This is a genomic window from Bacillus cereus group sp. BfR-BA-01330, from assembly GCF_022663885.1.
Taxonomy (GTDB): Bacteria; Bacillota; Bacilli; order Bacillales; family Bacillaceae_G; genus Bacillus_A; species Bacillus_A cereus.
In genome coordinates this window covers 25596-51614 of record NZ_JAKUGK010000011.1, presented here as the reverse complement: position 1 = coordinate 51614, position 26019 = coordinate 25596, and the positions used below count along the sequence as shown (strand labels likewise).

The following is a 26019-nucleotide window of genomic DNA, read 5'->3' as shown; positions in this document are numbered from 1 at the left end:
CCCTATTTTTAAAGTTCAAACTACAAACCTTATTTCCATCCCACAAAATAATTTAAGCAACTACCTTGTCCCACAGCGAAAGTGAACCAAATTTAAACTAGTTACTTCATATATCAAAACGACTATTACTTTTAAAATAACCGGTAATGTTACCGCAAATCATTACCGGTTATTTGTTAGCCAATCTCATTTCATTTACTATTCATTGTCTGATTGCATTATTTACTCTAGAAGTTTGCCCACTTATTTTTTTGGTTCTAAGCCAATAGAGCGTAAGATTTTATCTAATGTCACTGGACCTACATTTTCTTTCGGTTTCTGATTTTCTTTAGCATCTGGACTCTTTTTCAAGAAGTTTTTCTCAATAAAACGAATATCTGTTTCATCTACAACACCATCTTGATTTATATCTCCATCTTTTACAGATACTTTTCCTTTTCCATACGATAAAGCTGCTATTCTAGCATCTTGAATGTCTACCATTTTATCTCCATTTACATCACCTGCAAGGTTATCATCCATGTCAACTCTAAAGTTTTGTCCCACTAATTCACCGTCTTGCACCTTCCCTATTTTTGTTGTTAATTTACTATTTAAATGACCTGGCATTTCTACGAAAATATCATATTCTTTATCGCTTACTGGGACACTATGAATTTCAAATTGCCCGTTATCACCAATCGTTCCTGTATATTTCTTTCCATCCTTGCCAACTGCGTACACTTTTGCTCCTAGTTTTGTATAGTCTTTCTTACCTAAATACCCCTCTTCATTCAAGAAAGCTTCCGGGCCAATATACCCTGTAATCGTTGAATGTTTCGAAACAATAGCAAAAGATTTATCTTTAAACGCAGGAATCTCAATGCCTTCTGATGCAACAGCTTTTGTATAAGAGAACTTCTCTACTCCAAATGCAGTTAAATCATTAAAGTATTCATCGTTCGTCATCTCGAATGTAACATCTAAAAATGGTGTATCTCCATCTAATCCTTTAAATTCTTTTCCTTCTAATGATGCCCCAACTTTCACCTTGTTTTCCCAAGCTCCTTCTTCACTTATCTTCGGATCTTCTAATTTAAGGTTCAGTCCATGTTGTTTTACATATTCCGTAAGTGCTGGATTTGGTTTCACATCTGTAAATTTAAAGAGCTGCTTGTAATAAGGAATTTCAAATGTACCTGACATAAGCTGTTTTACATTATTAAGATTCAAAGTTAATGTAATTTTCTCTCCTAATTTGATTTTATCTTTGTCATAACTTGGAACAGCGTATTCTGTCCCTTCCTTTACAAAGACGTAATCTTTATATCCAGTTGCCATATTCCCTGCAGTTGCAAGATCATATCCAAATAATTTTAAATTTAACGGCTCGTTTATTTCCTCTGGAAGTACTCCAAATTTAAAATCACCATTTGCTTGAATTGTATTCAGCCAACCTGATGGAAAGGCTGAGTTTTGATAATATACAATTTGGTTCGCTTTTTGATCATACTGCAAGCCTTTTGCCTTCAATGCATCTACTGTAGAATCATAAATATTACCATGCACCCATAATGCACGTTGGCCGTCTTCTTCTTTAAACATAGAATCATTGACTTCATGTATACCAGGTTGTACATCCTTAAATTTCATTTCCGGTATAACATTATCAATGATAATGCTATCGCCTTTTGTATACGATTTTCCTTCTTTATCATATCCAACGAAGTTCAATTCGTAATCTCCATCAGGCAACATAACAGGTTTATCCCCAATTGGATGAGCTGGATCTCCTGTGAATGGAAGTACATACCCTCCCATACCAGAAAACATCATATATTCAATATTCGGTGTTAGACTACTTGCATTAAGTGTACCAACGACTCCTAATGCCTTTCCTGTCTTTCGGTCCTTCACAACTGCATCAATAGTTTCAAGAGGACTATTTAGTTTAAATGTCAAAGGCGAACTTGGTCTCTCCATAAACGGATGGAATTTAGATGCATCTGTTGCCATTGCATCTCTCAGTAAATCTACAGACGCAATCCCTTTTTCTGTGAATTTAACTGCAAATGGTACTTGATATACTTCTTTTTCATTGTTTTTATTTGAAATATGAATATAGCCCTCATATCTACCAAATTCAGCGTTTTCTGGAATGATAATTTCAGGGCTAATTTCCTCTGATGTACTAGGAGCTACTTTAATAGAATCTGGTACATTTAGCTTCACACCATTCTTCGCTGCATCTCGCACACCTACACTTGTAGATGAAAACTCTACTTCTAATTTAAACTCTTTTCCATCAGTTTTACTGCTGTTCTTAATTAAGACTTTTCGACTATCTTTAATAGGCCCATTTTCAATTTGATTTTTATACCCAAACGCAATAGAACCTGTTTTTTCTTCAATTTCTACTTCTTCATCATCTACAACGTTTGATGTTTTATCGATAACCTCGATAGATGTATCTGCATGAACTGCACGATATGCATCAATTCGTCCAGAGCCCACCTCAAATACAGAACGCTCTTCTTTTAGGTCAACTGCGGTATTCATAAGTGCTTCTTTTACTTCAAATGGACTATAGTTTGGATGTTCTTGTAAAATAAGTGCCGCTACCCCTGCAGTATGAGGAGTTGCCATAGATGTACCTGACATACGTCCATACGCTACCGGATAATTTTCTCCATCTTTTGGATCATTAATATATTCAGGAACAGTTGAGAAAATAGACACACCTGGTGCTACAATATCTGGCTTAATATCATCTGTTTTAGTTGCAGGACCACGGGAGCTGAAATCAGCCAAGTGATCTCCCTCTGTTTTTATATTACTAAGTTCTCCAAATGCTAACGACACATCTCCTTGTACAGCTTTTGCTTGCAATTTCTCACCATCTACTTTTGTTAAGCGGAACGATGGAATAGATGAAGTACTTTCCCCAAGATAACTTGTAATTTCCCCATCTACATTGTTGTATACAATTACCGCCTTTGCGCCTGCTTCCTTAGCATTTTTAATTTTTTCATCAAATGTAATCTCACCACGTTGGATAAGAGCTAACTTCCCTTTTACATCTTTCCCTGTAAAATCACCTGATTTCCCAAGCCCTGCATATACAACCGATAAGGATTGTCCTTTCAAATCTTCAATCTTATCAGTAAAGCTTTTTCCAAGTAGCATCATCTTATCTACATGTACATCACCTGCATCGGCGGAAAACGTTGGAATATTCACTGCAGCGTCACTGGCTCCAACTGTAATTGGAAGTGCTGCTGCACTAGGTGATCCTATAGTACCTTCTTCCGGACCACTATTACCAGCTGCTACTACTGTAACAACACCTGCTAACATCGCATTGTTCACTGCAACAGAAGTAGGATATAAAGGATCATTAATAGACGCTCCTAGTGATAAATTGATAACATCCATATCGTCTTTCACTGCTTTATCAATCGCAGCAAGAATACCGCTTGTTTGTCCACTTCCATATGGACCTAATACGCGATATGAATATAAGTCTACATCTGGAGCAACGCCCTTCACTGCATAATCCACACTATTCTGTTTGTCTGCAGCAATTGTCCCAGCTACATGCGTACCGTGGGATGTATAATATGCACTTCCCTTATAAATCTCAGGATATCCTCCAGAATTTTGCCAATCCTTATACGTTGTCTCCATTGGATCAGCATCATTATTAACAAAGTCCCATCCTTTTATTGAGTTCGGATCTATTTTAGTTGGATCTTCACCTTGTTTTGCACGATACCCTTTATATGCATCTTTCAAATCCGGGTGGTTGTAATCAATACCTGTGTCTAGTACACCTACCTTAATTCCTTTTCCTGTTATTTTTTCATCATGTAGCTTGTCTACACCAATTTGTGGTACACTATCTGCCATTTTTGGTTCAACAGCAGTCTTAGCTGTTTCTTTCGGCAAATCAATTTTAACCTCATGATCTTCCCATACGCGCTTAACGATACCGGTACGAACTAAGTCTTCGATTATATTTGCTGGTAAAGAAATCGCTACACCATTAAAAGCATTCTTATATTCTCTTGTTATCTTTGCAGATTTTACATTTGTCCCTTTCTCTTTATTCTTTTGAAGCTGTTCAAGCTCTGCTTTAAACCCTTTATGTGATGCCTCTACCTTTTGTTCCGCATTTGAAAGAGCTATCTTTTTCCCTTTAGCCGCTTGTTTTAATACCTCAATTTTGCTAGGCGCTTGCTTAAATTCTATAATCACATTTACATTATTAGGACTTGCTGTATTGATACCTGGCGAAATAACAAAACCTGGTTTTGTATCTAACGTTTTTAAGGCATTACGTTGTTCCTTTGTAAGGCCTTTTAAGATAGCATCTGCATCATCAATTCCAGTTAAAGTAGATGTATTTACCTCTTCCGCTAATACGTTATATGGAATCCCTTGAGACAATAACATTCCAACTGTTAACGTTCCAATAAGAACCTTTCCAAATTTCCCTCGTTTCATATTGCATCTCCCCATTATTAATATTATTTTTTGAAACAAATTGATTCTTAAATTCCCATGTAGCATCGGAAACTCTATCAATCTCAATCTTTTGTATCATGAAAGATTTCCAACGCCACTACCATCCCCATACCTCATATAGCTAACCACTCACTTTACTCTTTTTATAAGAGCCCCCCATCATTTATTTCCAACAAAAGATTTTCATAAAATGAATTATTAACAATATTAAAATGTAATTCTATTTTTATTATTTCACATTTTGATTATTCTGAAAATTAAACAAAAGGAGTATCTTTTCTCTAAGGATTCTATGCCTACATAGTACAAAAGAACTATCTTGTCCTTTATTCTTTGTGATACAGAATAAATCGACACGATAGTTCTTTGATAGATTTCTTATTTAATCTAGCGGAACCAATTGATTTCGAACTGCATAAATCACTGCTTGCGATCGACTTTTCACATTTAGTTTTTTAAAAATTTTATTGATGTGTATTTTAACTGTTTTATCACTAATATATAAAACTTCAGCAATTTCTTTATTACTAAGTCCTTTTACTAGTTCAAAGAGAATTTCCTTTTCACGTTCCGTCAGTTCATTTTCATTTGATTCTACTTTCATTTTTTGCTGATGATATGTAATTAATTTTTTAGTCATACGCGGATGAATAACTGAATCACCTCGATATAACATTCGAATTGCTGCTACTACCTGCTCTGATGAGGAATCCTTCAATAAATAACCATCAGCACCGGCCTGAAGTGCATCCATTAAATACTCATCATGTTCATACATTGTAAACACAAGTACTCGGCAACTCGGATAAATTTTTTTCACTAACTCTGTAGCTTCAATCCCATTTTTCCCTGGCAGGTTAATATCCATCAAAATACAATCTGGTCCGCATTCTTCTACTTTTCCCAATACTTCATCCCCAGAGCTAGCTTCTCCAACCACTTTCATATCAGATTCATCTTCTAGTATGCTCCGAATTGCATCCCGTAAAAAAGCATGATCATCTACTACTAATATTTTAATCATTTTACGCACCCCTTGTTTGTGAATCTGGAATTAACAGTGTAATTTCTGTCCCCTTTCCTATAGAACTATCAATCTGTAAAGTAGCCCCTAATTGGTCAGCTTGTTCATTCATATGTAATATACCATAATGTGGCTCATTCTTTGTTTTAACCATAGACTCAAATAGTGAAAATCCAACTCCATTATCCTTAACCCTTAAAAGAACGTGTTCACTTTGATAACTGAGTAAAACATCAGCCTTTTTTGCTTGTGCATGTTTTACAATGTTTTGCAAACTCTCTTGTAATGTATCAAATATAACTCTTTCTTTTGAAAAACTAAGCGCACGTGCATGACCTCTTTCATGATAGGTAATGTCTAGTTCATATTCTCGTTTTAAAGATTTTATTTTACTTGCTATTGCCTGCTTAAGGCCTAATTGTTGTGTCGGATATGGTTTTAAAGCATAAATAGAATAGCGAACTTCTCCTAGACTTCCTCTTAAATCTTTTATGCTTTTCTCAACTACTTGCTGCATATCTTTTGGTTTATCATGGTATTTTTTCCGTGCGGATTCTAGTTGGAATATTACCCCCGCTAATGTTTGCGCAATACCATCGTGAATTTCACGGGCAATTCTATTTCTTTCTTCTAAAATCATTCTTTTTTTCTGTTCAGAAATCAATATCCTTGTTTTAACAACGTTAGCTAATTGGTTAGAAAATGTAGCTAACGACTGTACATCTTCTGGAAAGAAACCCGCATTTCTACTTTTCCCTGCAACAAACATTCCGACTAATTCATCATTTACTATAAGAGGAAAATATACAAGTGAGCGTATAACACTATCAAATATTTCATCTCCAGGAGCCGTACCAATTTTCCAATCATTAAATACAAGATTTTTAGAAAGTTTCTCAAACGCCCTTAATATTTCTGAATCATCAGAAATATGAGAGCGCACTTTCCCATCTTTTAATAGAATACTCCAGTTCCCATCATCTTTTGTCCATATTACATATGCTTGTATGCCAAAAAAACCTTTAAGTGCTTGTTTAATATGTTTCAAATTTCCTCCAGTTAATCCTCGACTAATTTCGGTCGTAATAAGAAATAACTCATATAATCGTTCCTTCTCCATCCTTATCCGTACAGAAAAAGAACTAATAACTGAAGCTGCTACAAGTGGAAAAAAGAAAAACAGTACTGTAATCTCGTTTATTTCCACACTATATATACTAATTAATACATGCATCAGGGCCGCATAAGAGAAACCAAAAGTTTCGCAAAGAAATACCGTTACAGTTTTTTTATACCACTGATATATTGAATATGGCTGTGGAAGAAGTATCATCAACAAATCGTAAAAACGATTGTTGAAAAAACAAAAAAACACGCAAAATAATAACAAAGATATTAAATTTTCATATAGAACTGACATAACTATCTTATTAAGTAATAAGGACATACATTTGTTTGAAAACCATTCGGCCAAAATCAAACTAAGTGCATGCTGAGTACTATTAAATAACATTCTTTGTACCGGTGAACGACGATGCAGGTGAATAATTAGCGTTACGAGTACAATAGCAGTAATAGTTATATGGATTCCAAACTGCCAACTCATAGCATAGATTATCGGAAAAGTAAGCGAGCTAGTTCCTCTCCAAAATCTTACAGGAAAATACTCTGCAATCCCCATAAATAGTAACAACATTATTAGTATTGTTGAATGAGAAGGGATTTTAATTTCAAGTAAAGATATAGTTATAGTAACCAAACCAAGAAAAGAAATAAAATAAAGATAAGAACTAGCAATCTTTTCTCTCATAAAGATAGAATTTACATCCTTCAAAACAACCCCTTCTTTCTTTATAAAAACTTCATTTTCCCTATTATCCAATAAAAAACCGGCACTGGCAAAATGGAAGAACATCCACTAGCCAATCACCGGCTGTGTACTGTACCTAAAAAGGCAAGACACAATACTAGTATTATAAATCGCTTTTCTTAAATTTCCTATTCATCAAATGATGTAATTATGCATCCCGCTAGATTTACTCTCCTATAGTACAAAAGATATATATTAATATCGCAAATATATACGTTCTTTCCATTTCCCTACTTTTCTAAAAAATCCAAGCATAATTTTCTCACAAAAAACAAAAATTAACAGAAGTAATTTCAATGTAAAGGAGATGGAAAGTATGACCGAACAGAAGCACTCACAACAAGATAATAACAAAAAGCATATGTTTCCATCACTTCCGGAAAATATTAATTACATTGAAAATAAGCTATGTCACTCAGATGATATAAAAAAATTAGATGTCCCATTTCAAAACGGAAAAGGAACAATCTTATATATCGAATCTTTAGCGGACCCAAATTTGATTCACCAATTAGCTCTTGAGCCTTTATTAACTCGGTCGGATTTGGCTTTAGATAAAGCTTTTGCCACATTAAATATGAAAAAAGAAACGAATTTAAATTATGGTGTGCAGCTTTTATTACAAGGTAAATCCTTATATTTTCATGAACACGTCGACAGTTTTTTTATTTTCAAAACAGCTTTATCTTTAAAGCGAGATATAGCAGAGCCTGATAATGAAGGGATTGTGCGCGGTCCACATACTGGTTTTGTAGAGGATCTAGCAACTAATTTAGCTTCGATTCGTAAGCTCATAAAAAGTCCAAATATCGTCGTTAAATATTTCACACTTGGTGAAGAAATGCATACGAAAGTGGCAATTGCTTATATGCAAAACATAGCGAATGACGATTTAGTTACAGAAGTAAAAAGAAGGTTAGAAACGATTAAGACAGATGCACTTATGCCTCCAGGATATATACAAGAATTTATAGAGGATACGTCTTTCTCACCATTTCCGCAGCAATTAAATACAGAGCGTCCAGATAGGACCGCTGCAAATTTAATGGAAGGACGAGTTGCTATTTTATCTGATGGAGATCCCACAGCGCTTATCGTTCCTGTTACGTTATTTGCTTTCTATCAATCACCAGACGATTATAATAACCGCTGGATTGTCGGTTCTTTCGTCCGAATGATTCGCTTAGTGAGTTTCTTGATTGCTTTTCTCTTACCAGCTATATATATCGCAACCGTAGCCTTTCATCCTGATGTATTGCCGCTCGAACTTGTGTATACAATTAAAGCTTCATTAGAGAAAGTACCACTTCCTCCTATTTTTGAAGCTCTCTTAATGGAATTAATCTTTGAATTATTACGGGAAGCTGGTATTCGCTTACCAAGCCGAGTTGGACAAACAATCGGTATTGTAGGTGGTTTAGTAATTGGTGATGCAATTGTAAAAGCTGGACTTGTTTCTTATACGATGATTATTGTTGTAGCTTTAACTGCCATCTCATCTTTTCTCGTTCCATCAAACGATATGAGTTCAGCAGTTCGAATTCTTCGTTTTCCATTAATGATTCTTGCTGCTATATTCGGATACGTCGGAATATCATTCGGTCTAATTATAACTTTCGTTCATTTATGTCAATTACATTCATTTCATACGCCATATCTTTCTCCTGTTGCCCCGATGCGGATAAAAGATATGAAAGATTCTTTCGTAAGACTTCCAATTTGGTCGTTTTGGGAACGACCACATGATCCAAAACCGAAAAAAATGCAACGACAACATGTAACGAGAGAGGATGAGGACGGTGACAAACACGCAAAGTAAAATTTCGCTCGTTCAATTTACCTTTTTCGTTATTCAATGCCAAATCGGAGTTGGTATCCTTTCTCTACCTAACCGTCTTCACCCAATAGCAAAAGGAGGTGGATGGATTTCCGCTCTCGTCGCTGGGCTTGCAATTCAACTTATTATTTTACTTATGTGGCTTTTCTTAAAGCGATTTCCTGATGCAGATATGTATGAAAGCGTTTGTATGCTATTTGGTAATAAGTTTGGAAAACTATTAGGTTTTGCTTATGTTTTTTATTTTACGCTTATTGGTATGACGGTTATGTTGAATGCTTGTAATGTCATTAAAGTATGGATATTACAAGCTACTCCTTGGTCTGCCATTCTCATGCTATTTACGATAGCTTGCTGCTATATAGCCTATAATACATTTAAAGTCATCGTACGATTTTATGTCATGGCCTCTATCCTCATTATTCCAATGGCCCTTTTAATTGCCCTAGGGCTTTCCCGAGCTGATTTCTCTTATATTTTTCCCATTACAGAAGCCGGCTGGTGGAATATAATTCAAGCATCCAAGGAAACAATTACAGCCATGTATGGTTTTGAAATCATTCTTATCGCTTTTCCAAAAGTAAATGGCAGTTCTGTCGCAAAACTGAAGGCCATTTCTATCGCTAATGGATTTGTAACACTTTTTTATACTTTTACTGTTTGGATTTGCTTTATCGTATTTAGTCCAAAACAAATTGAGCTTATTCCAGAACCAGTTGCTTACTTATTACGCTCCTTACATATCGGAATTATAGACCGAACTGATTTACTATTTATACCAATTTGGATGATAACTGTTGCAGCTTCTATCGCTAGTTATTATTGCGCTGCTTCAATCGGAATAGGACATATATTCAATCTTGCTAATCATAAAAAAGCTGTTCCAATCATTGGTATTATTGCTTTTAGTGTAGCCTTATTTATAGATACACCTGAAGAATTAAAAGTAATCTCAACTTTCACTGATAAGTTCACCTATATTTTCATAGTTGTCCTTCCTCTTTTATTTCTACTTTATTCTGTGATACGAAATAAGAAAGGAGAACAGTATGTTCAAAAAAAGAGTTAAATTACTTTTTGTATTATGTACTAGTTCCCTCCTTTCTGGATGCTGGGATCAAGAACCATTAAGGGAGGCAAGGTTAGCTTATAGTATTGGATCTGATATTACGGAAGAGAATCAACTCCAGCAAACAATCGAGCTCGTAAAAAGTTCAAGCGGAGAGCAATCTTCATTCGAAAATGAAATACATTCAGCAACGGGGCATAACATAAGGGATACAAGCGATGCCCTAAAAAAAAATGTTACTGGGAATATTCGTTATTTTAAATATGGTGTTCAATTACTAGGAACCAAAATCCTAAAAAAAGGTATATTACCTTATTTAGATGTCAGCTTTCGGGACCCAACAAACCCAACTGCTTTAGTAAAACTTATTGCAGTAGATGGTGAAACATCCGAGATACTAGAAAAAAAGAAAGTAGGAAATTTACTAATTGGAGATTTTCTAAAGAAAAAAGTGAAAAGCTTAGAAGATATGAGTGTATTTCCAAAAGAAACTTTAGAGACAGCTGCTACAAAAATGTTAGATCCCGGTAAAGACTTTACCCTCCCTTCTATAAAAATAAAAGGAAAAGAAGTAATTACAAACGGTCTAGCTTTATTTAACAATGATAAATTAACTGGGCATTTACCTTTGAAACAATCTGTTTTATTCGTATTATTAACCGGAAAAATGGGAACAAGTGCCCGTATAACCCAGAAGCTTACTAGCGATGAATCAGAGAAAACATCTGATTATTTAACAATGGAAATTAGCAACCGAAAGTTAAAACGAGACTTAAAAATAACAACAGATAAAAAAGGAAATGTTTATGCTCACATTAAGCTCCAACTAAAAGTTATAGCGCTTGAAGCTCCGAGAGATAATCTTTACAAAATGGATGAAAGAAAAAAACTAAATAAAGAATTGTCTAAACAACTTACGAAAGAAGCTAAAAAGATAACGAAAAAGTTACAAAAAGCAAACTGTGATGCTTTCGGTATCGGCAGACACCTTATCGCCTACCACCCTGACTTATGGAAGAAGAAAAATTGGAATAAAGATTATGCAAAAGTAAAATTCAAACCTGAGGTAGAGGTAAACATTTTGTACAGTGGTGTCCTAAAATAAAAGGTTGTATGCCGCATGGGCATACAACCTTTTTATTTCGTATATCGATACACAATTGATTCATATGGTCTTAAGCTAAGTTTTGTAATATCCTTGCTAGCATCTTTATAATTCGACAGTAGTATTTCTTGTTTCATTCCATCTAATTGAACGTGCGCTGGTACAGAGTACGTTATTTCTTCTCCATAGAAGTTATTTATAACAAGCAGCACTTCACTTTCTGTAGTACGAGTATATGCCCAAATCTTAGGATCATTTTTATCCAAAATAGCATATTCTCCTTCTGTAATTACATCATACGTTTTCCTAAGTTCTATTAACTTTTTATAATGATAAAATACGGACTCTTTATCTTCTAATGCCTTCTCTACGTTTATTTCTTTAAAGTTTTCAGCCGCTGAAATCCAAGGTGTACTTGTTGTAAAACCACTGTTCATCTCTTCATTCCACTGCATCGGAGTGCGAGAGTTGTCACGAGATTTTTGCTTTAAAATCCCGATAATCTCTTCTTTTGATAGCCCTTCTTTTAGCTTTATATCGTATATATTTAACGATTCCACATCACGATATTGCTCGATGGACTCAAATTTAGGATCCGTCATACCGATTTCTTCCCCTTGATAAATATAAGGCGTTCCTTGCAGCATGTGCATGGCTGTCGCTAACATTTTTGCAGATTCGTTTCGGTACTTTCCATCATCACCAAAGCGTGACACGATGCGAGGCTGGTCATGATTACACCAAAATAACGCATTCCATCCTCCGCCCTTTTGCATTTCAATTTGCCAGCTAGACATAATCTCTTTTAATTTAATAAAATCAAAATCAGCCTTCGTCCACTTATCACCATTCGGATAATCTACTTTTAAATGATGGAAACTAAACGTCATACTTAATTCATTACGCTCAGGGTTTGAATATTTAATACAATTATCAATTGTCGTAGATGACATTTCTCCAACTGTAATTACATCTTTTCCTGCAAAAACATTTCGGTTCATCTCTTGTAAATATTCATGAACACGCGGACCATCTGTATAATACTTGCGTCCATCACTTGTCGCAGTACTACCTTCATCGTTTAAGAAACATTGGTCTTTTGAAATTAAGTTAATGACATCTAATCGGAATCCTGTTACTCCTTTATCCAGCCAAAAACGCATCATATCATATACTTCTTCACGAAGTTTTTCATTTTCCCAATTTAAATCAGCTTGTGTTTCATCAAATAAATGTAAATAATATTGCTCCGTCTTCTCATCATATTTCCAAGCAGATCCACCAAACTTAGACTGCCAATTATTTTTTTCATCACGCCAAATATAGTAATTACGATATGGACTATTTTTATCTTCCTTCGCTTCTTTAAACCACTTATGTTCAGTCGAACTATGATTTACAACAATATCAAGCATAATTTCAATGTTACGTACTTTCGCTTCTGCTAAAAGTTCTTCAAACTCTTCCATCGTTCCGTAAGATGGATCAATGCTGTAGTAATCACTTACATCATATCCATTATCATTTTGTGGTGATTGGTATATCGGTGTTAACCATATATAATCCACTCCGAGTTCTTTTAAATAATCTAGTTTCTCTGTAACACCTTTTATATCCCCGGTTTCTCTATTGTAATAACTATTAAAGCTCTTCGGATAAATTTGATAGACTACACTTTTATGCCAATCCTTCATGTTTAACTTCCTCCTACTTCTGTTTGACTCTTTTTGCAAATAACCATGTTAAAGTAAATGGGATTACAACTGCAATAATCATTCCTACAATAAACATTGGAATCGATTTCGGAATGATAGAAATAAATGCTGGCAATCCGCCAATTCCGATAGCAGGCGCTAATACACCATTTAATGTAATGAATATCGCTGCCACAGCAGATCCTATAATCGCTGCATAGAACGGGAACTTATTTCGTAAATTCACCCCAAACATCGCTGGTTCTGTAATACCGAAGTATGCTGAAATGGCTGATGTTGATGCCATACTTTTATCATTTTGATTTTTAGAAATCCAGAACATCGCAAGTGCCGCACTACCTTGCGCAATGTTAGAAAGAGCGATCATCGGCCAAATAAATGTCCCGCCATGTTGTGCAATCAATTGTAAATCAATTGCAATAAACATATGATGCATACCTGTAATTACAAGCGGTGCATATAATGCTCCAAATAATACTGCTCCAACTACTGGTACTGTTTCATATACACCTACTAATCCTACTGTTAATAAATCTCCAATATGACGTGTAACCGGACCGATAATTCCTAGTGCTAACACACCTGTCACAACGATTGTTGTAATTGGTACAACTAATAATTGAATTGCATTTGGTACATGTTTCTTTAAGAAAATTTCCACTTTACTTAATACAAATGCTGCTACTAAAACAGGTAAAATTTGTCCTTGATATCCTACCTTCTCAATTTGGAATAGTCCTAAAATATTGAAGTACTCAATCTTTTGACCCTCTAAACCAGTCGCTGCTTTTCCATAGTCCCAAGCGTTTAATAAGGCCGGGTGCACAAGCATTAATCCCATAACAATCCCTAGTATTGGACTACCACCAAAACGCTTCGTTGCTGACCAACCGACAAGTGCTGGTAAGAATACGAATGCTGTATTGGCCATCATATTAATTAAATCCCAAAGCCCGCCTAAGTTCGGATAAACATCTAATAAATTTTTCCCATCAAAAAATAAGTCCTTTGCGCCTAATAGATTGTTAATACCCATTAGTAAACCAGCTGTTACGATCGCTGGTAATATCGGCATAAATACATCCGAAAATATTTTCACAAACTTTTGAGCTGGATTTAACTTCTGATTTCCAGAGTCTTTTACGTCCGCTACAGTCGATTCTTTCATACCTGCAAGCGTTATCAATTCAGCGTAAACACGATCTACATCCCCTGGACCAATTACAATTTGAAATATACCAGCGTTATGAAACGCTCCTTTCACTAATGAAACAGACTGTAATTTATCATTATCTATTTTACTTTCATCTTTTAAAGCGATACGGAGCCTCGTCACACAATGTGCAGCTTGTTCAATATTGTCTTTCCCACCAATATACTGCAACACTTCCTCTGCTGTTTTACGATAGTCTTTCCCCATATTCCCGTCCCTCTTTTCTTTTTTTGATACCGTTTACAATTACATATTAACTCGTATATATAAGTTAGTCAACACTCGTATATACGAGTTTGTGTTTTTTTTATAAAAAAAAGAGATGAAACAATATTTTGTTCCACCTCTTTACTTCCTGCGTGCCACATCCGAAAAGTGAAAAATATCTAAACGGTGGCGTGATTCTGTATATTCAAACTGACTTCCATCATACAAATGTGTAAAGTTTTTCACAACGACAACATAGTCTGTTCCATTTAAATCTAAATACTTTCTGTCATCCTCTGTACATGGCTGTACTTCTATTACCCTCTGCGAATAACTAATATGTAGCCCAAGCTCTTTCTCGATGTATTTATAAATCGATGCAGTTGCAATTTCTTTCGTTAATCCTGGAATAAACTCAGATACAAAATGATTTATATCTAAAATTACTTTTTCTCCATCAATATTTCGTACACGTTTAATATGGTCAATCTCTGTTTTTTCTTTTACATTTAATAATTTCGCAATTTCTTTTGTGGCTTTTTCTTTGTCCATTTCCACAACTTCCGTAATACAATGACGTCCCAAACGTTCATTTTCTTCTTGGAAACTTACAATACCGCCAAAATTAAATTCAATATTTTTTCGCTTTAAAACAAAAACACCTTTTCCATGAATTTTTTGCACATATCCACGCTCTTGCAGTAAATCTACAGCTTTTCTTACCGTGCCTCGGCTTGCCTCATACTGCTTCATTAATTCTGTTTCTGATGGGATTTTGCATCCCTCTTTTAATTGTTTATTATCAATAGATTTACTGATTTCTGTATAAATTTGTTCATACTTACTCATCATCTACAATAGCCCCTTGTCACCTTCTAATTCTATATGTATTATAACATGCTTCACTCTTCTGCCAATCTCTCACTTATTTTCCAGTACAAGAAAAATATAGGTAAATATTTAATCTTTAAAACGTATTTTTATAAAAATTTTTATATTTTTCTTTTCATTCAAAAAAACATGTAGTATACTAACTTCAAAATCAGAGGAGAAAGGGAGCAAAGAACTATGCTTACTTATACAACAACTGTAGTTACATTTGCACAAAAACATCATCATCATACGTAACCCTTGAAACCTAGCGGAAAAATTACGCGTAGGTACAAGGGTTATTCCCGTTGTACCTACGCTTTGGCGAAAGAGCCATGTAGGTATTTTTTTATCTACATGGCTCTTTTTTTATTGTCAAAAAGCTAGTAAAAAATGATGTTTAAGCAAAACTTACTACAAAGGAGTTAACAAAAATGGAAACGAAAAAATGGGGATTATGGGTTTTAACAGCATTTGTTATCGGGAATATGGTTGGCGGTGGCGTATTTATGCTTCCAGCAAATTTAGCACAAGTATCAGGGCCAATGGGTTCTACACTCGCATGGAGTATTACAGGCCTTGGCGTATTTATGATTGCACTTGTATTTGGAAATTTAGCGATTCGGAAACCAGAATTAAAAGCTGGACCACAAAGCTATGCTCAAGCGATGTTTCCTTCAAAAAAAGCTGGTAAAGTTGCAGGATATAGTATGGCATGGGGATATTGGGCTGCTAACTGGGCTGCAACAGCATCTGTTATTATTTCCTTTGCTGGATATTTATCAACATTCTTTCCAGTTTTACAAAGTAAGCAAATTCTTTTTTCAATAAATGGATTTTCACTGGAACTCGGAAAAGGATTAACTTTCCTCGTATGTAGCCTTATGCTGTGGGGAATTCAATATATTCTTTCTCAAAATATTGATCGAGCTGGAAACATGAATCTACTTGCTACCATTGCAAAAATTATTGGATTTACAATGTTTATTGTAATTACATTATTCATTTTCAACGCCTCTAATTTCGGAGACGGTCAAACCTTTATGAATGAAGCAGGACAATCAATCTCATTAGGTGGACAAATCAATTCAGCTGCTATTGCAACACTCTGGGCATTTATCGGTATTGAATCAGCAGTTATGCTTTCTAATCGTGCAAAATCACAGCGCGATGTAAAAAAAGCTACGATTTTCGGATTAATTATCGCTCTTCTTATTTACATGTCAATTACTTTACTTACAATGGGAGCTCTTCCGCAAGATGCTTTAAAAGAGTCTCAAAAACCATTAGTAGACGCATTAAATTTAGCAATTGGAAATAAAGGTGCATATATAATGGCTTTACTCGCTCTTATATCTTTATTTGGATCTACAGTTGGCTGGATTGTTGTTAGTTCAGAGGTACCTTACCAGGCAGCAAAAAATGGACTTTTCCCTAAGTTTTTCGGGAAAACAAATAAAAAAGGTAGTCCTTCAAAATCATTATTGATTACAAATGTAATGACGCAAATTTTCTTATTTTCAACGATTTCTGGTACTGTTTCAGAAGCGTATAGTTTCGCTATCGTCGTAGCAACATTAGCCTATTTAATTCCATACCTTGTTTCTACCTTGTACCAATTAAAATTAGTTATTACAGGAGAAACGTATGATATACTGCCAGGATCTCGAGTAAAAGATGGAATCATTACGACATTAGCGTTGATATACTCCATTTGGGTTATCAAAACGGGAACTGCTGATTTAAAAACATTCTTCTTAGGAATTGGATTGTTCGTATTAGGTCTTATTCTTTATCCAGTACTAATGAAAGACTCACAAAAAACGGATTAAATAAAGAGAAGCTGCTGGCTTCTCTTTTTTATTAAAAATCTGTAATTAACTTTTCTTTTAGCTCTCCTACAGATAAAGGTTTCGCATAATAAAATCCCTGTACATAATCACAGCTCATTGATTGCAACAAACTCTCTTGCTCTACTGTTTCTACTCCTTCAGCAACTACTGCTAAATTTAAACTATGAGCAATTTCAATAACGGATTTTACAATCGTTCGTTCTGGTTGTGCGTGATCATAATGAAATTCACGAATAAAATTACGATCAATTTTTACAATATCCAGTGGTAGTTGTTTTAAATAATATAAGGAAGAATAGCCAGTTCCGAAATCATCCAAAGCAATTAAAACACCCATATTTCTTAATTCTTGTAATGTAGCAATAATATAATCAAAATGGCGGACTGCAATACTTTCCGTTATTTCTAATATTAAACGGTTCGGAGGAAAACCAGTTCTCTTTAAAATGCTACGTACTGATAAAATAAAACGTTTCTGCATTAATTGTTGTATAGATAAATTCACAGATAACTTTAGTCCTTCTTGATAATTCGGCAATGTTTTAAACAAGCGACATGATTTTTCTAATACCCAGTCTCCTAGTTTTATAATAAGTCCAGACTCTTCAGCTACAGGGATAAATTCGCTTGGTGAAATAGGTCCGTCTTCTGTCATACAACGTACTAGAGCTTCTATACCAGAATATCTCTTCGTTTTCAAATCAATAATAGGCTGCAATGCTACATCTAACTCTTCATCACGAATTGCCTTTTGCAAAGCAAACTCAACTTTCATTCTACGATTTATTTTCGCGCGTAGCTCATCTGTAAAGAAACACGCAGCGTTTCTCCCCTGTTCTTTTGCACTATACATAGCTAAGTCAGAGTTTTTCAATAACGTTTCCACATCTTGTCCGTCTTGTGGATAAGAACAAAGTCCCAGACTAGCTGAAATGTATACTTCATGGCCTTCCAGCATAAATGGTGCCTGAAAACATGACAACACAGATGTCGCTAACTGACTCATATCATCTTGTCTATGATTTTTTGTTAACAGCACAAATTCGTCGCCACCTAGCCTAGCCAGAACATCTTTCTCTCCTAGTACATAATGCAACCTTGAAGCAACTTCACTTAAAAGTAAATCCCCTATCATATGACCTAATGTATCATTTACTAATTTAAAACGGTCCAAATCAAAGTAAATCATACCAAATTCTTTTTTATCTGCAATCAATTCGTTAACGGTCGTTATTAATTGTAAACGGTTAGGCAAACTCGTTAAAGCATCATGATAGGCAAGTTCCCTATAACGACTTTCACTTAGCCGCAATCTATGTTCCGCTTCTTTTCTACTACTAATATCATTTCGAATTGCGATAAACTGGTATGGCTCTCCTTTTTCATTTAAAAATGGAACAATTGTTGTTTTGACCCAATAATATGTACCATCTTTTGCTCGATTCCGAATCTCACCTGTCCATACTTTCCCATTCAAAATACGCTTCCATAAGTCTTGAAAAAAGTTTTTTGGATGATGTCCTGAATTTAAAATACGGTGATCTTTTCCAATTAATTCTTCTCTTTTGTATTTAGAGATTTCACAAAATTTATCATTTACATATGTAATAAGACCTTTTCGATCTGTAATTGCAACAATTGAAGACTCATCTAATGCTAACTTTAAATCTCGCAATGAAGAGTCATATAATGCATGACCTCTCTGTTCTAGCATGCGCATCTCTCCTTGCTTCTATCTGACTAAAACACAACCTGTTTCTCTTCATAGAAATAGAGATATTTCATTTTCTAATACTAGCCCATTACATAAATTATCTTTTTGAATAGACCGATTAAAATAACATAATATTATTTGTAATAAAAAGCAATATTATACCGTTCTAATTATAAATAGTAGCTTCTCATCTCCCTAATTATTTCGTACCTTATTATACTGCAATCCCTTTAAGTGGCTCTATGCAAGCCTTGTTTCCAACTAATACCACTCACATCTGATCTCTTTGTTTTTAATAACGAAATAGAAATTAGAACATACTACATAACTATTCACGAATAATAATATAAAACTCTACATCAATGTATATGTTTTTGAATTACAATAACAAAATATTAACATATTTTCACCTTAATTTTGGAAGTATTTTATAAATAAATACCGTATTAAACTAAAAAAGAGGATAGCCTCTTTTTTAGTTTAATACGAATATGGTATTTGCTGATAACCTGGGTATGGCATTGGATACGTTACAGGGTATGGCGACGGATAAGCTACTGGATATGGAGCCGGATAATACCCTCCACTTGTTGCACCTGTTAATGCACCAGCTGTCAGTCCGCCTAACACTCCTCCTGCAAAGCTTCCAGGGAAAAATCCGCCTCCCCATGAACTACCACCACCCCAGCCCCATCCGCCTCCGTGATGATGATGGTGATCATAGTGATTGTGTCCTCCATGGTGATGATGTCCACCGTTATGATTGTGCCCACCATGATTGTGTCCTCCATGGTGATGATGTCCACCGTTATGATTGTGCCCACCATGATTGTGTCCTCCATGATGATTTCGATAATACAATCCATTATTTTCTATATAATTCATGTTTCTCCGCTCCTTTTCGATTTTTTCATTTTCATATGCGTTAAGAGTGGGATAAAAAATGGGATAGTACACTGTATGTAGGACAAATGCGGAAAGTATAGGTGAAATGTCTATATTTTGTAAAAAAAGCAAAACACCTTATAATAAAGATGTCATATTACATCTTCTATTTAAGAAGTCTATATTGAAAAAAGATTAGGGGAATTATATAGAAATGAAGAAGCCTATCGTTCAATTACTATTAATATTTACAATTGTATCTATCGTTCTGTTCCTATTAAATACATCGTATATCTCGTTATATACATTTGTCGGTGCTCTATGGTCCATCACAATCGTAGGAATTTCATTCGTTATTTTTATAGAAAATAGATCTCCACAAAGTACATTAGCATGGTTTTTAGTATTAGCACTTCTTCCTATTATAGGTGTGCTATTATACGCTATTTTCGGGCGCAGCCGCTGGAGAAGAAAAAAACATCTCCATCGTTCAGAAGAACAAAGAAAATTATTCCGTGAAATATTAGAAGGAAGAAGACTAGAGTTATTACTCACAGTCCCACTAAATGAACGTTCCATACATTTAACAGAAGTCATACAAAAATTTGGAGGCGGTCCTGCTGCAGATAAAACAACTACAAAACTTTTAACAAACGGAGATCAAACATTTTCAGAAATTTTGCGAGCTATAGAGCAAGCAAAACATCATATACATATTCAATACTACATTTATAAATCTGATGAAATTGGTACAAAAGTTCGAGATGCTTTAATACAAAAAGCAAAAGATGGTGTTATTGTACGCTTCCTTTATGATGGCCTTGGAAGTAATACGTTAAGACGACGATTTTTGCACCCTATGAAAGAAGCTGGGATTGAAATTGTAGAATTTGACCCTATTTTTTCAGCTTGGTTACTTGAAACTGTCAATTATCGTAACCATCGAAAAATTGTTATTGTAGATGGCGAAATTGGTTTTACCGGAGGACTCAATGTCGGTGATGAATATCTTGGCCGTTCCAAGAAATTTCCTGTTTGGCGTGATAGTCATTTAAAAATAGAAGGAAAAGCATTATATAAATTACAAGCAATCTTTCTAGAAGACTGGCTCTATGCCTCTAGTGGTTTAAATACTTATTCCTGGGATCAATTCATGAATAGACAATACTTCCCAGGTAAAGAGATTTCAAATGCAGAAGGTGCTGTTCAAATCGTAGCAAGCGGACCAAGCTCCGATGATAAAAGTATTCGTAATACATTATTAGCTGTTATGGGTTCTGCAAAAAAATCCATTTGGATCGCTACACCCTACTTTATTCCAGATCAAGAAACTTTAACATTATTACGCTTAAGTGCAATTGCCGGAATAGATGTACGGATTTTATATCCAGGTAAAAGTGATAGCATCATTAGTGATCAAGCATCTCAATCCTATTTCACTCCGCTTTTAAAAGCTGGTGCTTCTATTTACAGTTATAAAGATGGTTTTATGCATGCAAAAATTGTACTCGTTGATGATACAATTGCAACTATTGGAACAGCGAACATGGATGTACGTAGCTTTGAATTGAATTACGAAATTATTAGTGTACTTTATGAATCAAAAACAGTTCACGATATTAAACGTGATTTTGAAGAAGATTTTAAACATTCAACTGAAATTAAATGGAACTCTTTCCAAAAAAGAAGTATAAAAAAACGCATATTGGAGTCTTTCATGAGGCTCATTTCTCCTTTACTGTAGGCAATCAACTTCATCTTGATTGCTTTTTCTTTTCCCTTTATCCTCCTTCCTTTTCTTTGCATACCATATTAAAACAAGTTATCATAAGATGTATTACTTTATGAAAATAATGTTAGGTGGGAAATACATGTTAGAACAATTTCATATACATGCTGATTTAAAACAACAGCTTTCTACGATTCATGAAAAGAATAAGCAAGAAGCTGGTGAAAACGCACATTTAATCGGAACGAAAATATATAAAGCGTCTGATAATAGCATTATTGAAGATGCGATTACAGCACTTCTTCTTGGCAAGAACATTCTATTAAAAGGACCGACTGGTAGTGGTAAAACAGTACTAGCGGAAACTCTTTCTTCTTTATTCCAAAAACCAATGCATAGCATTAACTGCTCTGTCGACTTAGATGTAGAGGGTATTTTAGGATACAACACACTACAAACGAAAAATGGTGCATCTGAAGTTTCATTCGTTAACGGTCCTCTTATGAAAGCAATGAAGAACGGTCACTTCCTATATATTGACGAAATCAATATGGCAAAACCTGAAACGTTACCACTTCTTCACGGCGCATTAGATTACCGTAAAATGATCACAAACCCATTTACACAAGAGGTTGTATACGGTGATGACGAATACCGTGTAATTGCTGCGATTAACGAAGGTTACGTTGGAACAAGTGAACTAAACGAAGCGTTAAAAAACCGTTTCGTTATTATTGAAGTTCCTTACATTCAAGGTGATACATTAAAAGAATTATTATTAGCAGAATCAAAATTAAAAGATGTTGCAACAATTGAAAAGTTCGTTGCCTTTGCAAGCGACCTTATGCCTTTAGCTCGCGATGGACGTGTAAGTGAAGAAGCGGCAAGTATTCGTGGCATTATCGACGCATGTGATTTAGGTGTATATATTCCTGTTATGCGAGCGATTGAACGAAGCATAATTGCAAAACTTAATGATGAAACAGAACAAATGACTGTCCGTGAATTAGCAGAAAGTTATTTCTTTGAGGGATAATTTATGAGACAAATTTTTAGTGACAAAAAAATTGATGCGTCGCTGTTTCTACAAATGGAAAACTTAATGTATGCCCTTCTAAAAGAAGACGATGCCTATCTTGAATATGGCTATAAAGCATACTACGACGAAATTGAAAAGAAAGTTGTCATTAGTCACTTTTGGGATGATCGAAAAGAAGAAGATACAGTAATCGGATTAAAAAGCGAAGTGTTCTTAAAAGCACTTGGTAATAAACATTACTCGGACATGACTTTAATTCGTTCTTATGCGATTGAATTGCAAGAATCGCCCCTAAAAAAGTTTTTAACACAATTATTTGTTCTATTAGAAGATTTACGCGTTGAGGAAATTGTAAAGAACTTACGTCCTGGCACGAAGCATGTTTTTAAAAGAAGAAAAGAAATGTATCGCAATTACTTTAGCTCACAAAATGAAATCAATCGCGTTCGTAACTATCACGGTGATCGTCTATTTTGCCTATGCTATCTTTCATTAACGAGCGATAAATATGAAATGTTTAATAATGAATATTTCGAACAAATTGAAGCTATTTTGCATGAAACATTCCAAGCTCGTAATACGGAAGATATTATGTATATCGTTGAGAAAATTCGCTACCGCTTAGAGGAGCTTCTTGAAAGTGATATGCTTAACAACTATTTCGGACATGCACCGCTTTATTTATCTGTTCTTGCAGACGAAAAGAACTGTCGCGTCGAAGATTTAGCAAATGATGATACGCAGCTTATAGATGACGATGAAAATAAAAACAAAATGGATGAAAGTTTCTCCACATGGCATCGTGAAAATAAAAATAACGAAAACGAGAACTTTTTACGCTTTGAATTAGAAAGCGGAACAAAAACAAACATGATGGGCGATACTGCTCGTGAATCAGAAGATGGCGACCAAGCACTTGGTTCTGTACAAGGTACTTCTCAAAAAAGTACACAATCCAACTTTGATGGCGCTGATACAGAAGAAGCAAGGGCTTCACACACTTCTAGTCAAAATGATGGTGCATATGGTAAATATAACACTGGCGCTTCTCATACATTTAAAGAAGCACGTAAACCAAATCCTGATGAGAAAAAGGATTACCAAGCTATCAAATCAGTCGTTAATAAAGATGTAAAAGAATTAAAGAAAATTATCGAAAAAACGATTGAAAATAAAACGAATGCAAATAGTGATAAATATTACGGAAGACTTCGTAAGAAATTCCTTCGTATTTATACTGAAAAGCAGCCTCGCATGTTTTATAAAAAAGGGCAAGAATCACAAGAGCTCGACGTTGCATTCCAACTATTAGTTGACTGTTCTGGTTCTATGTATAACAAAATGGAAGAAACGAAGAAGAGTGTTGTACTATTCCATGAAGCTTTAAAATCTTTAAAAATCCCGCACGCTATTAGCGGATTTTGGGAAGATGCCTCTAGCGCTAAACCTGAAGATAAGCCGAACGTTATCCATGAAGTTGTAAATTATAAAAACTCAACGTTACCAAACGTTGGTCCAGAAATTATGCAACTTCGTGAAGAAGAAGATAACCGCGACGGATATATTATTCGTATCGTTTCTGAAAAGCTTGCCAAAAGACCTGAGAAACATAAATTCTTACTAGTCTTCACAGACGGTGAGCCTTCTGCGCTAGACTATCAACAAGACGGAATTTTAGATACGCATGAAGCTGTTAAACTCGCGCGTAAAAGTGGTATGGAAGTAATCGGTATCTTCATCGAAGAAGGCGAAGCGAAAGAAGCAACTTATCAATTGATGAAAAACATTTATAACCATCACTTCTTAGTTGCAAATCACGCTGAAGATTTACGACTGAAGATTAAACCATTACTGAAAAAATTATTACTGAAGACGATTGAATAGAAAATAGGAGCCTTGTGGCTCCTGTTTTTTCGTTCAATTACTTTGTTTCTGGTTGAAACTTGTATGGAATGGCTACTTCTAACAAATATTCAAATCCTCCGTCATAGTATGGGAAGCGCTCATTCGCAATTGTTCGATCCACCCACTCTACTGCAGAAATTTCACCTTCATCTTTCGCAATAAGTTCACCTTTTTCTACATTCGCTCGGAATGTAAAGAATAGCGCATGATTCCCTGATTCTTCAAAGAATTTTTCATTGATCGCAACAAGTCCACCTAACGTAGCAGTTAAACCTGTCTCTTCTTTCACTTCTCTTATTAGTGCTTCCTCTAATATTTCACCTTTTTCCACAGCCCCACCTGGCAATGACCAAACGTTTTGTTCTACATTATGTACCATTAATATTTTATCTGTTTCTTCGTCATGTATTAGTGCATATACGACATCAACTCTTTGCATAAGACTTCTCTCCTTCCAAAAATGAGGAAGAGCCGATTCCTAAGAATCGACTCTTCCTATTAATTCATCACTAACTCAGCTGTGAGCTTTTTTTTTAACTTAGCCAGCATGTCAGTTGTCATTTTGTCTAAATCGTATTCTGCTTTAAAGCCCCACTCTTTCATTGCTGCTGTTGCATCAATAGAGTTTGGCCAGCTATCAGCGATTGTTTGACGAGCTGGATCTACTGCATAATCCATTGTAAACGTCGGAATGTGTTTACGAATTGACGCTGCAATTTGCTCTGGCTCGAAGCTCATTGCTGTAATGTTAAATGCATTTCTATGCACTAGCTTACTTGGATCAGCTTCCATTAATGAAATGATCGCTTGTAAAGCATCAGGCATATACATCATGTCCATGTACGTTCCTTCAGCAATGTATGAGGTGTATGCACCTTTTTTAATCGCCTCATAATAAATTTCAACTGCATAATCAGTTGTTCCGCCTCCTGGAGGAGCTACGTAAGAAATTAAACCTGGGAAACGGACACCGCGCGTATCTACGCCAAATTTTTGATGATAATAATCACACAGTAATTCTCCTGCTACTTTGTTTACCCCATACATCGTAGTAGGACGCTGAATTGTATCTTGCGGTGTATTATCTTTTGGCGTCGATGGACCGAATGCACCGATAGAACTTGGCGTGAAGAACTTACAGTTTAATTCACGAGCTGCTTCTAGAGCATTTACAAGTCCACCCATATTTAAATTCCATGCAAATAACGGATTTTTTTCTGCTGTTGCTGAAAGTAAAGCTGCTAAATGAATAATTGTATCTACTTCATTACGCTTTGCGATATCATGTAGTTTTTGTCCATCTGTTACATCTAACGTTTCAAATGGACCAGACGTTACTACTTCACTATCTGTTTCACGAATATCTGTTGCAATAACATTTGATGCGCCGTATACATCACGAAGTTTCATTACTAGTTCAGAACCAATTTGCCCTAAAGAACCGGTTACTAGAATTTTTTTCATTTTCCCCACTCCTC

17 protein-coding genes are annotated in these 26019 nt (G+C 35.1%); 7 read left to right on the top strand and 10 right to left on the bottom strand.

Going from position 1 to position 26019, the window contains the following annotated elements:
* Positions 1 to 243: 243 nt before the first annotated feature.
* From MR112_RS25820 to MR112_RS25810, 3 genes are all read right to left on the bottom strand, one after another.
* Positions 244 to 4485: a S8 family serine peptidase gene (locus tag MR112_RS25820; RefSeq protein WP_074555125.1), complete on the bottom strand. Its 4242-nt coding sequence runs from the start codon at positions 4483 to 4485 to the stop codon at positions 244 to 246.
* 403 nt (positions 4486 to 4888) lie between these two features.
* Positions 4889 to 5530: a response regulator gene (locus tag MR112_RS25815; RefSeq protein WP_000590668.1), complete on the bottom strand. Its 642-nt coding sequence runs from the start codon at positions 5528 to 5530 to the stop codon at positions 4889 to 4891.
* Position 5531: 1 nt separating this feature from the next.
* Entirely contained in the window at positions 5532 to 7364 is a 1833-nt protein-coding gene (locus MR112_RS25810) for a GAF domain-containing sensor histidine kinase (protein ID WP_074555147.1), read from the bottom strand.
* 352 nt (positions 7365 to 7716) lie between these two features.
* Between MR112_RS25810 and gerKA the strand changes: the two genes are divergently transcribed.
* Genes gerKA through gerKC form a run of 3 tightly spaced genes read left to right on the top strand, consistent with a single transcriptional unit; the run spans position 7717 to position 11411 of the window.
* Positions 7717 to 9219, top strand: a complete 1503-nt coding sequence (gene gerKA / locus MR112_RS25805; RefSeq protein WP_242245652.1) for a spore germination protein GerKA — start codon at positions 7717 to 7719, stop codon at positions 9217 to 9219.
* Positions 9200 to 10306 (top strand): GerAB/ArcD/ProY family transporter, encoded by a 1107-nt coding sequence (locus tag MR112_RS25800; RefSeq protein WP_000185798.1) that lies wholly within the window; start codon positions 9200 to 9202, stop codon positions 10304 to 10306. The genes gerKA and MR112_RS25800 overlap by 20 nt, the downstream gene beginning before the upstream one ends.
* Positions 10287 to 11411 (top strand): spore germination protein GerKC, encoded by a 1125-nt coding sequence (gene gerKC / locus MR112_RS25795; protein WP_000474043.1) that lies wholly within the window; start codon positions 10287 to 10289, stop codon positions 11409 to 11411. Before MR112_RS25800 ends, gerKC begins: the two co-directional genes overlap by 20 nt.
* A gap of 32 nt (positions 11412 to 11443) precedes the next feature.
* On the opposite strand, the gene treC is transcribed toward gerKC, so the two are convergent.
* The 3 genes from treC to treR all read right to left on the bottom strand — a co-directional run bounded on the left by treC (position 11444) and on the right by treR (position 15398).
* On the bottom strand, positions 11444 to 13105 hold the full coding sequence (gene treC, locus MR112_RS25790) for an alpha,alpha-phosphotrehalase (RefSeq protein ID WP_000656140.1): 1662 nt from the start codon (positions 13103 to 13105) through the stop codon (positions 11444 to 11446).
* Positions 13106 to 13118: 13 nt separating this feature from the next.
* On the bottom strand, positions 13119 to 14546 hold the full coding sequence (gene treP, locus MR112_RS25785) for a PTS system trehalose-specific EIIBC component (RefSeq protein WP_000513935.1): 1428 nt from the start codon (positions 14544 to 14546) through the stop codon (positions 13119 to 13121).
* Positions 14547 to 14687: 141 nt separating this feature from the next.
* Entirely contained in the window at positions 14688 to 15398 is a 711-nt protein-coding gene (treR, locus tag MR112_RS25780) for a trehalose operon repressor (protein ID WP_000987242.1), read from the bottom strand.
* Between the two features lie 452 nt (positions 15399 to 15850).
* Between treR and MR112_RS25775 the strand changes: the two genes are divergently transcribed.
* Positions 15851 to 17248, top strand: coding sequence for an amino acid permease (locus MR112_RS25775; RefSeq protein WP_000448447.1), 1398 nt, complete (start codon positions 15851 to 15853; stop codon positions 17246 to 17248).
* A gap of 31 nt (positions 17249 to 17279) precedes the next feature.
* Here the strand turns inward: MR112_RS25775 and MR112_RS25770 are convergent, their stop codons facing one another.
* Together MR112_RS25770 and MR112_RS25765 are read right to left on the bottom strand one after the other, a co-directional pair.
* Positions 17280 to 18983 (bottom strand): putative bifunctional diguanylate cyclase/phosphodiesterase, encoded by a 1704-nt coding sequence (locus MR112_RS25770; RefSeq protein WP_063225515.1) that lies wholly within the window; start codon positions 18981 to 18983, stop codon positions 17280 to 17282.
* A gap of 480 nt (positions 18984 to 19463) precedes the next feature.
* The gene (locus tag MR112_RS25765; protein WP_242245643.1) at positions 19464 to 19868 is read right to left on the bottom strand and encodes a cobalt transporter; all 405 of its coding nucleotides are present in this window, start codon (positions 19866 to 19868) and stop codon (positions 19464 to 19466) included.
* Positions 19869 to 20082: 214 nt separating this feature from the next.
* Here MR112_RS25765 and MR112_RS25760 point away from each other — a divergent pair, with 214 nt between their 5' ends.
* The 3 genes from MR112_RS25760 (at position 20083) to MR112_RS25750 (ending at position 24520) form a co-directional block, all read left to right on the top strand.
* Positions 20083 to 21612, top strand: a complete 1530-nt coding sequence (locus MR112_RS25760; protein WP_000743025.1) for a cardiolipin synthase — start codon at positions 20083 to 20085, stop codon at positions 21610 to 21612.
* Between the two features lie 127 nt (positions 21613 to 21739).
* Entirely contained in the window at positions 21740 to 22633 is an 894-nt protein-coding gene (locus MR112_RS25755; protein ID WP_000892983.1) for an ATP-binding protein, read from the top strand.
* Positions 22634 to 22636: 3 nt separating this feature from the next.
* On the top strand, positions 22637 to 24520 hold the full coding sequence (locus MR112_RS25750) for a vWA domain-containing protein (RefSeq protein WP_242245640.1): 1884 nt from the start codon (positions 22637 to 22639) through the stop codon (positions 24518 to 24520).
* A 37-nt stretch (positions 24521 to 24557) separates the two neighbouring features.
* Here the strand turns inward: MR112_RS25750 and MR112_RS25745 are convergent, their stop codons facing one another.
* Complete coding sequence (locus MR112_RS25745) at positions 24558 to 24980, bottom strand: NUDIX hydrolase (RefSeq protein ID WP_242245638.1); 423 nt, start codon at positions 24978 to 24980, stop codon at positions 24558 to 24560.
* A gap of 59 nt (positions 24981 to 25039) precedes the next feature.
* Positions 25040 to 26005: an L-threonine 3-dehydrogenase gene (locus MR112_RS25740; protein WP_000723125.1), complete on the bottom strand. Its 966-nt coding sequence runs from the start codon at positions 26003 to 26005 to the stop codon at positions 25040 to 25042.
* Positions 26006 to 26019 lie beyond the last annotated feature (14 nt).

Excerpts from the sequence above, each read along its gene's own strand:
- MR112_RS25820 (WP_074555125.1), bottom strand. The coding sequence starts at position 4,485 with ATGAAACGAGGGAAATTTGGAAAGGTTCTTATTGGAACGTTAACAGTT.
- MR112_RS25815 (WP_000590668.1), bottom strand. The coding sequence starts at position 5,530 with ATGATTAAAATATTAGTAGTAGATGATCATGCTTTTTTACGGGATGCA.
- gerKA (WP_242245652.1), top strand. The coding sequence starts at position 7,717 with ATGACCGAACAGAAGCACTCACAACAAGATAATAACAAAAAGCATATG.
- gerKC (WP_000474043.1), top strand. The coding sequence starts at position 10,287 with ATGTTCAAAAAAAGAGTTAAATTACTTTTTGTATTATGTACTAGTTCC.
- treC (WP_000656140.1), bottom strand. The coding sequence starts at position 13,105 with ATGAAGGATTGGCATAAAAGTGTAGTCTATCAAATTTATCCGAAGAGC.
- treP (WP_000513935.1), bottom strand. The coding sequence starts at position 14,546 with ATGGGGAAAGACTATCGTAAAACAGCAGAGGAAGTGTTGCAGTATATT.
- treR (WP_000987242.1), bottom strand. The coding sequence starts at position 15,398 with ATGATGAGTAAGTATGAACAAATTTATACAGAAATCAGTAAATCTATT.
- MR112_RS25775 (WP_000448447.1), top strand. The coding sequence starts at position 15,851 with ATGGAAACGAAAAAATGGGGATTATGGGTTTTAACAGCATTTGTTATC.
- MR112_RS25770 (WP_063225515.1), bottom strand. The coding sequence starts at position 18,983 with ATGCTAGAACAGAGAGGTCATGCATTATATGACTCTTCATTGCGAGAT.
- MR112_RS25765 (WP_242245643.1), bottom strand. The coding sequence starts at position 19,868 with ATGAATTATATAGAAAATAATGGATTGTATTATCGAAATCATCATGGA.
- MR112_RS25760 (WP_000743025.1), top strand. The coding sequence starts at position 20,083 with ATGAAGAAGCCTATCGTTCAATTACTATTAATATTTACAATTGTATCT.
- MR112_RS25755 (WP_000892983.1), top strand. The coding sequence starts at position 21,740 with ATGTTAGAACAATTTCATATACATGCTGATTTAAAACAACAGCTTTCT.
- MR112_RS25750 (WP_242245640.1), top strand. The coding sequence starts at position 22,637 with ATGAGACAAATTTTTAGTGACAAAAAAATTGATGCGTCGCTGTTTCTA.
- MR112_RS25745 (WP_242245638.1), bottom strand. The coding sequence starts at position 24,980 with ATGCAAAGAGTTGATGTCGTATATGCACTAATACATGACGAAGAAACA.
- MR112_RS25740 (WP_000723125.1), bottom strand. The coding sequence starts at position 26,005 with ATGAAAAAAATTCTAGTAACCGGTTCTTTAGGGCAAATTGGTTCTGAA.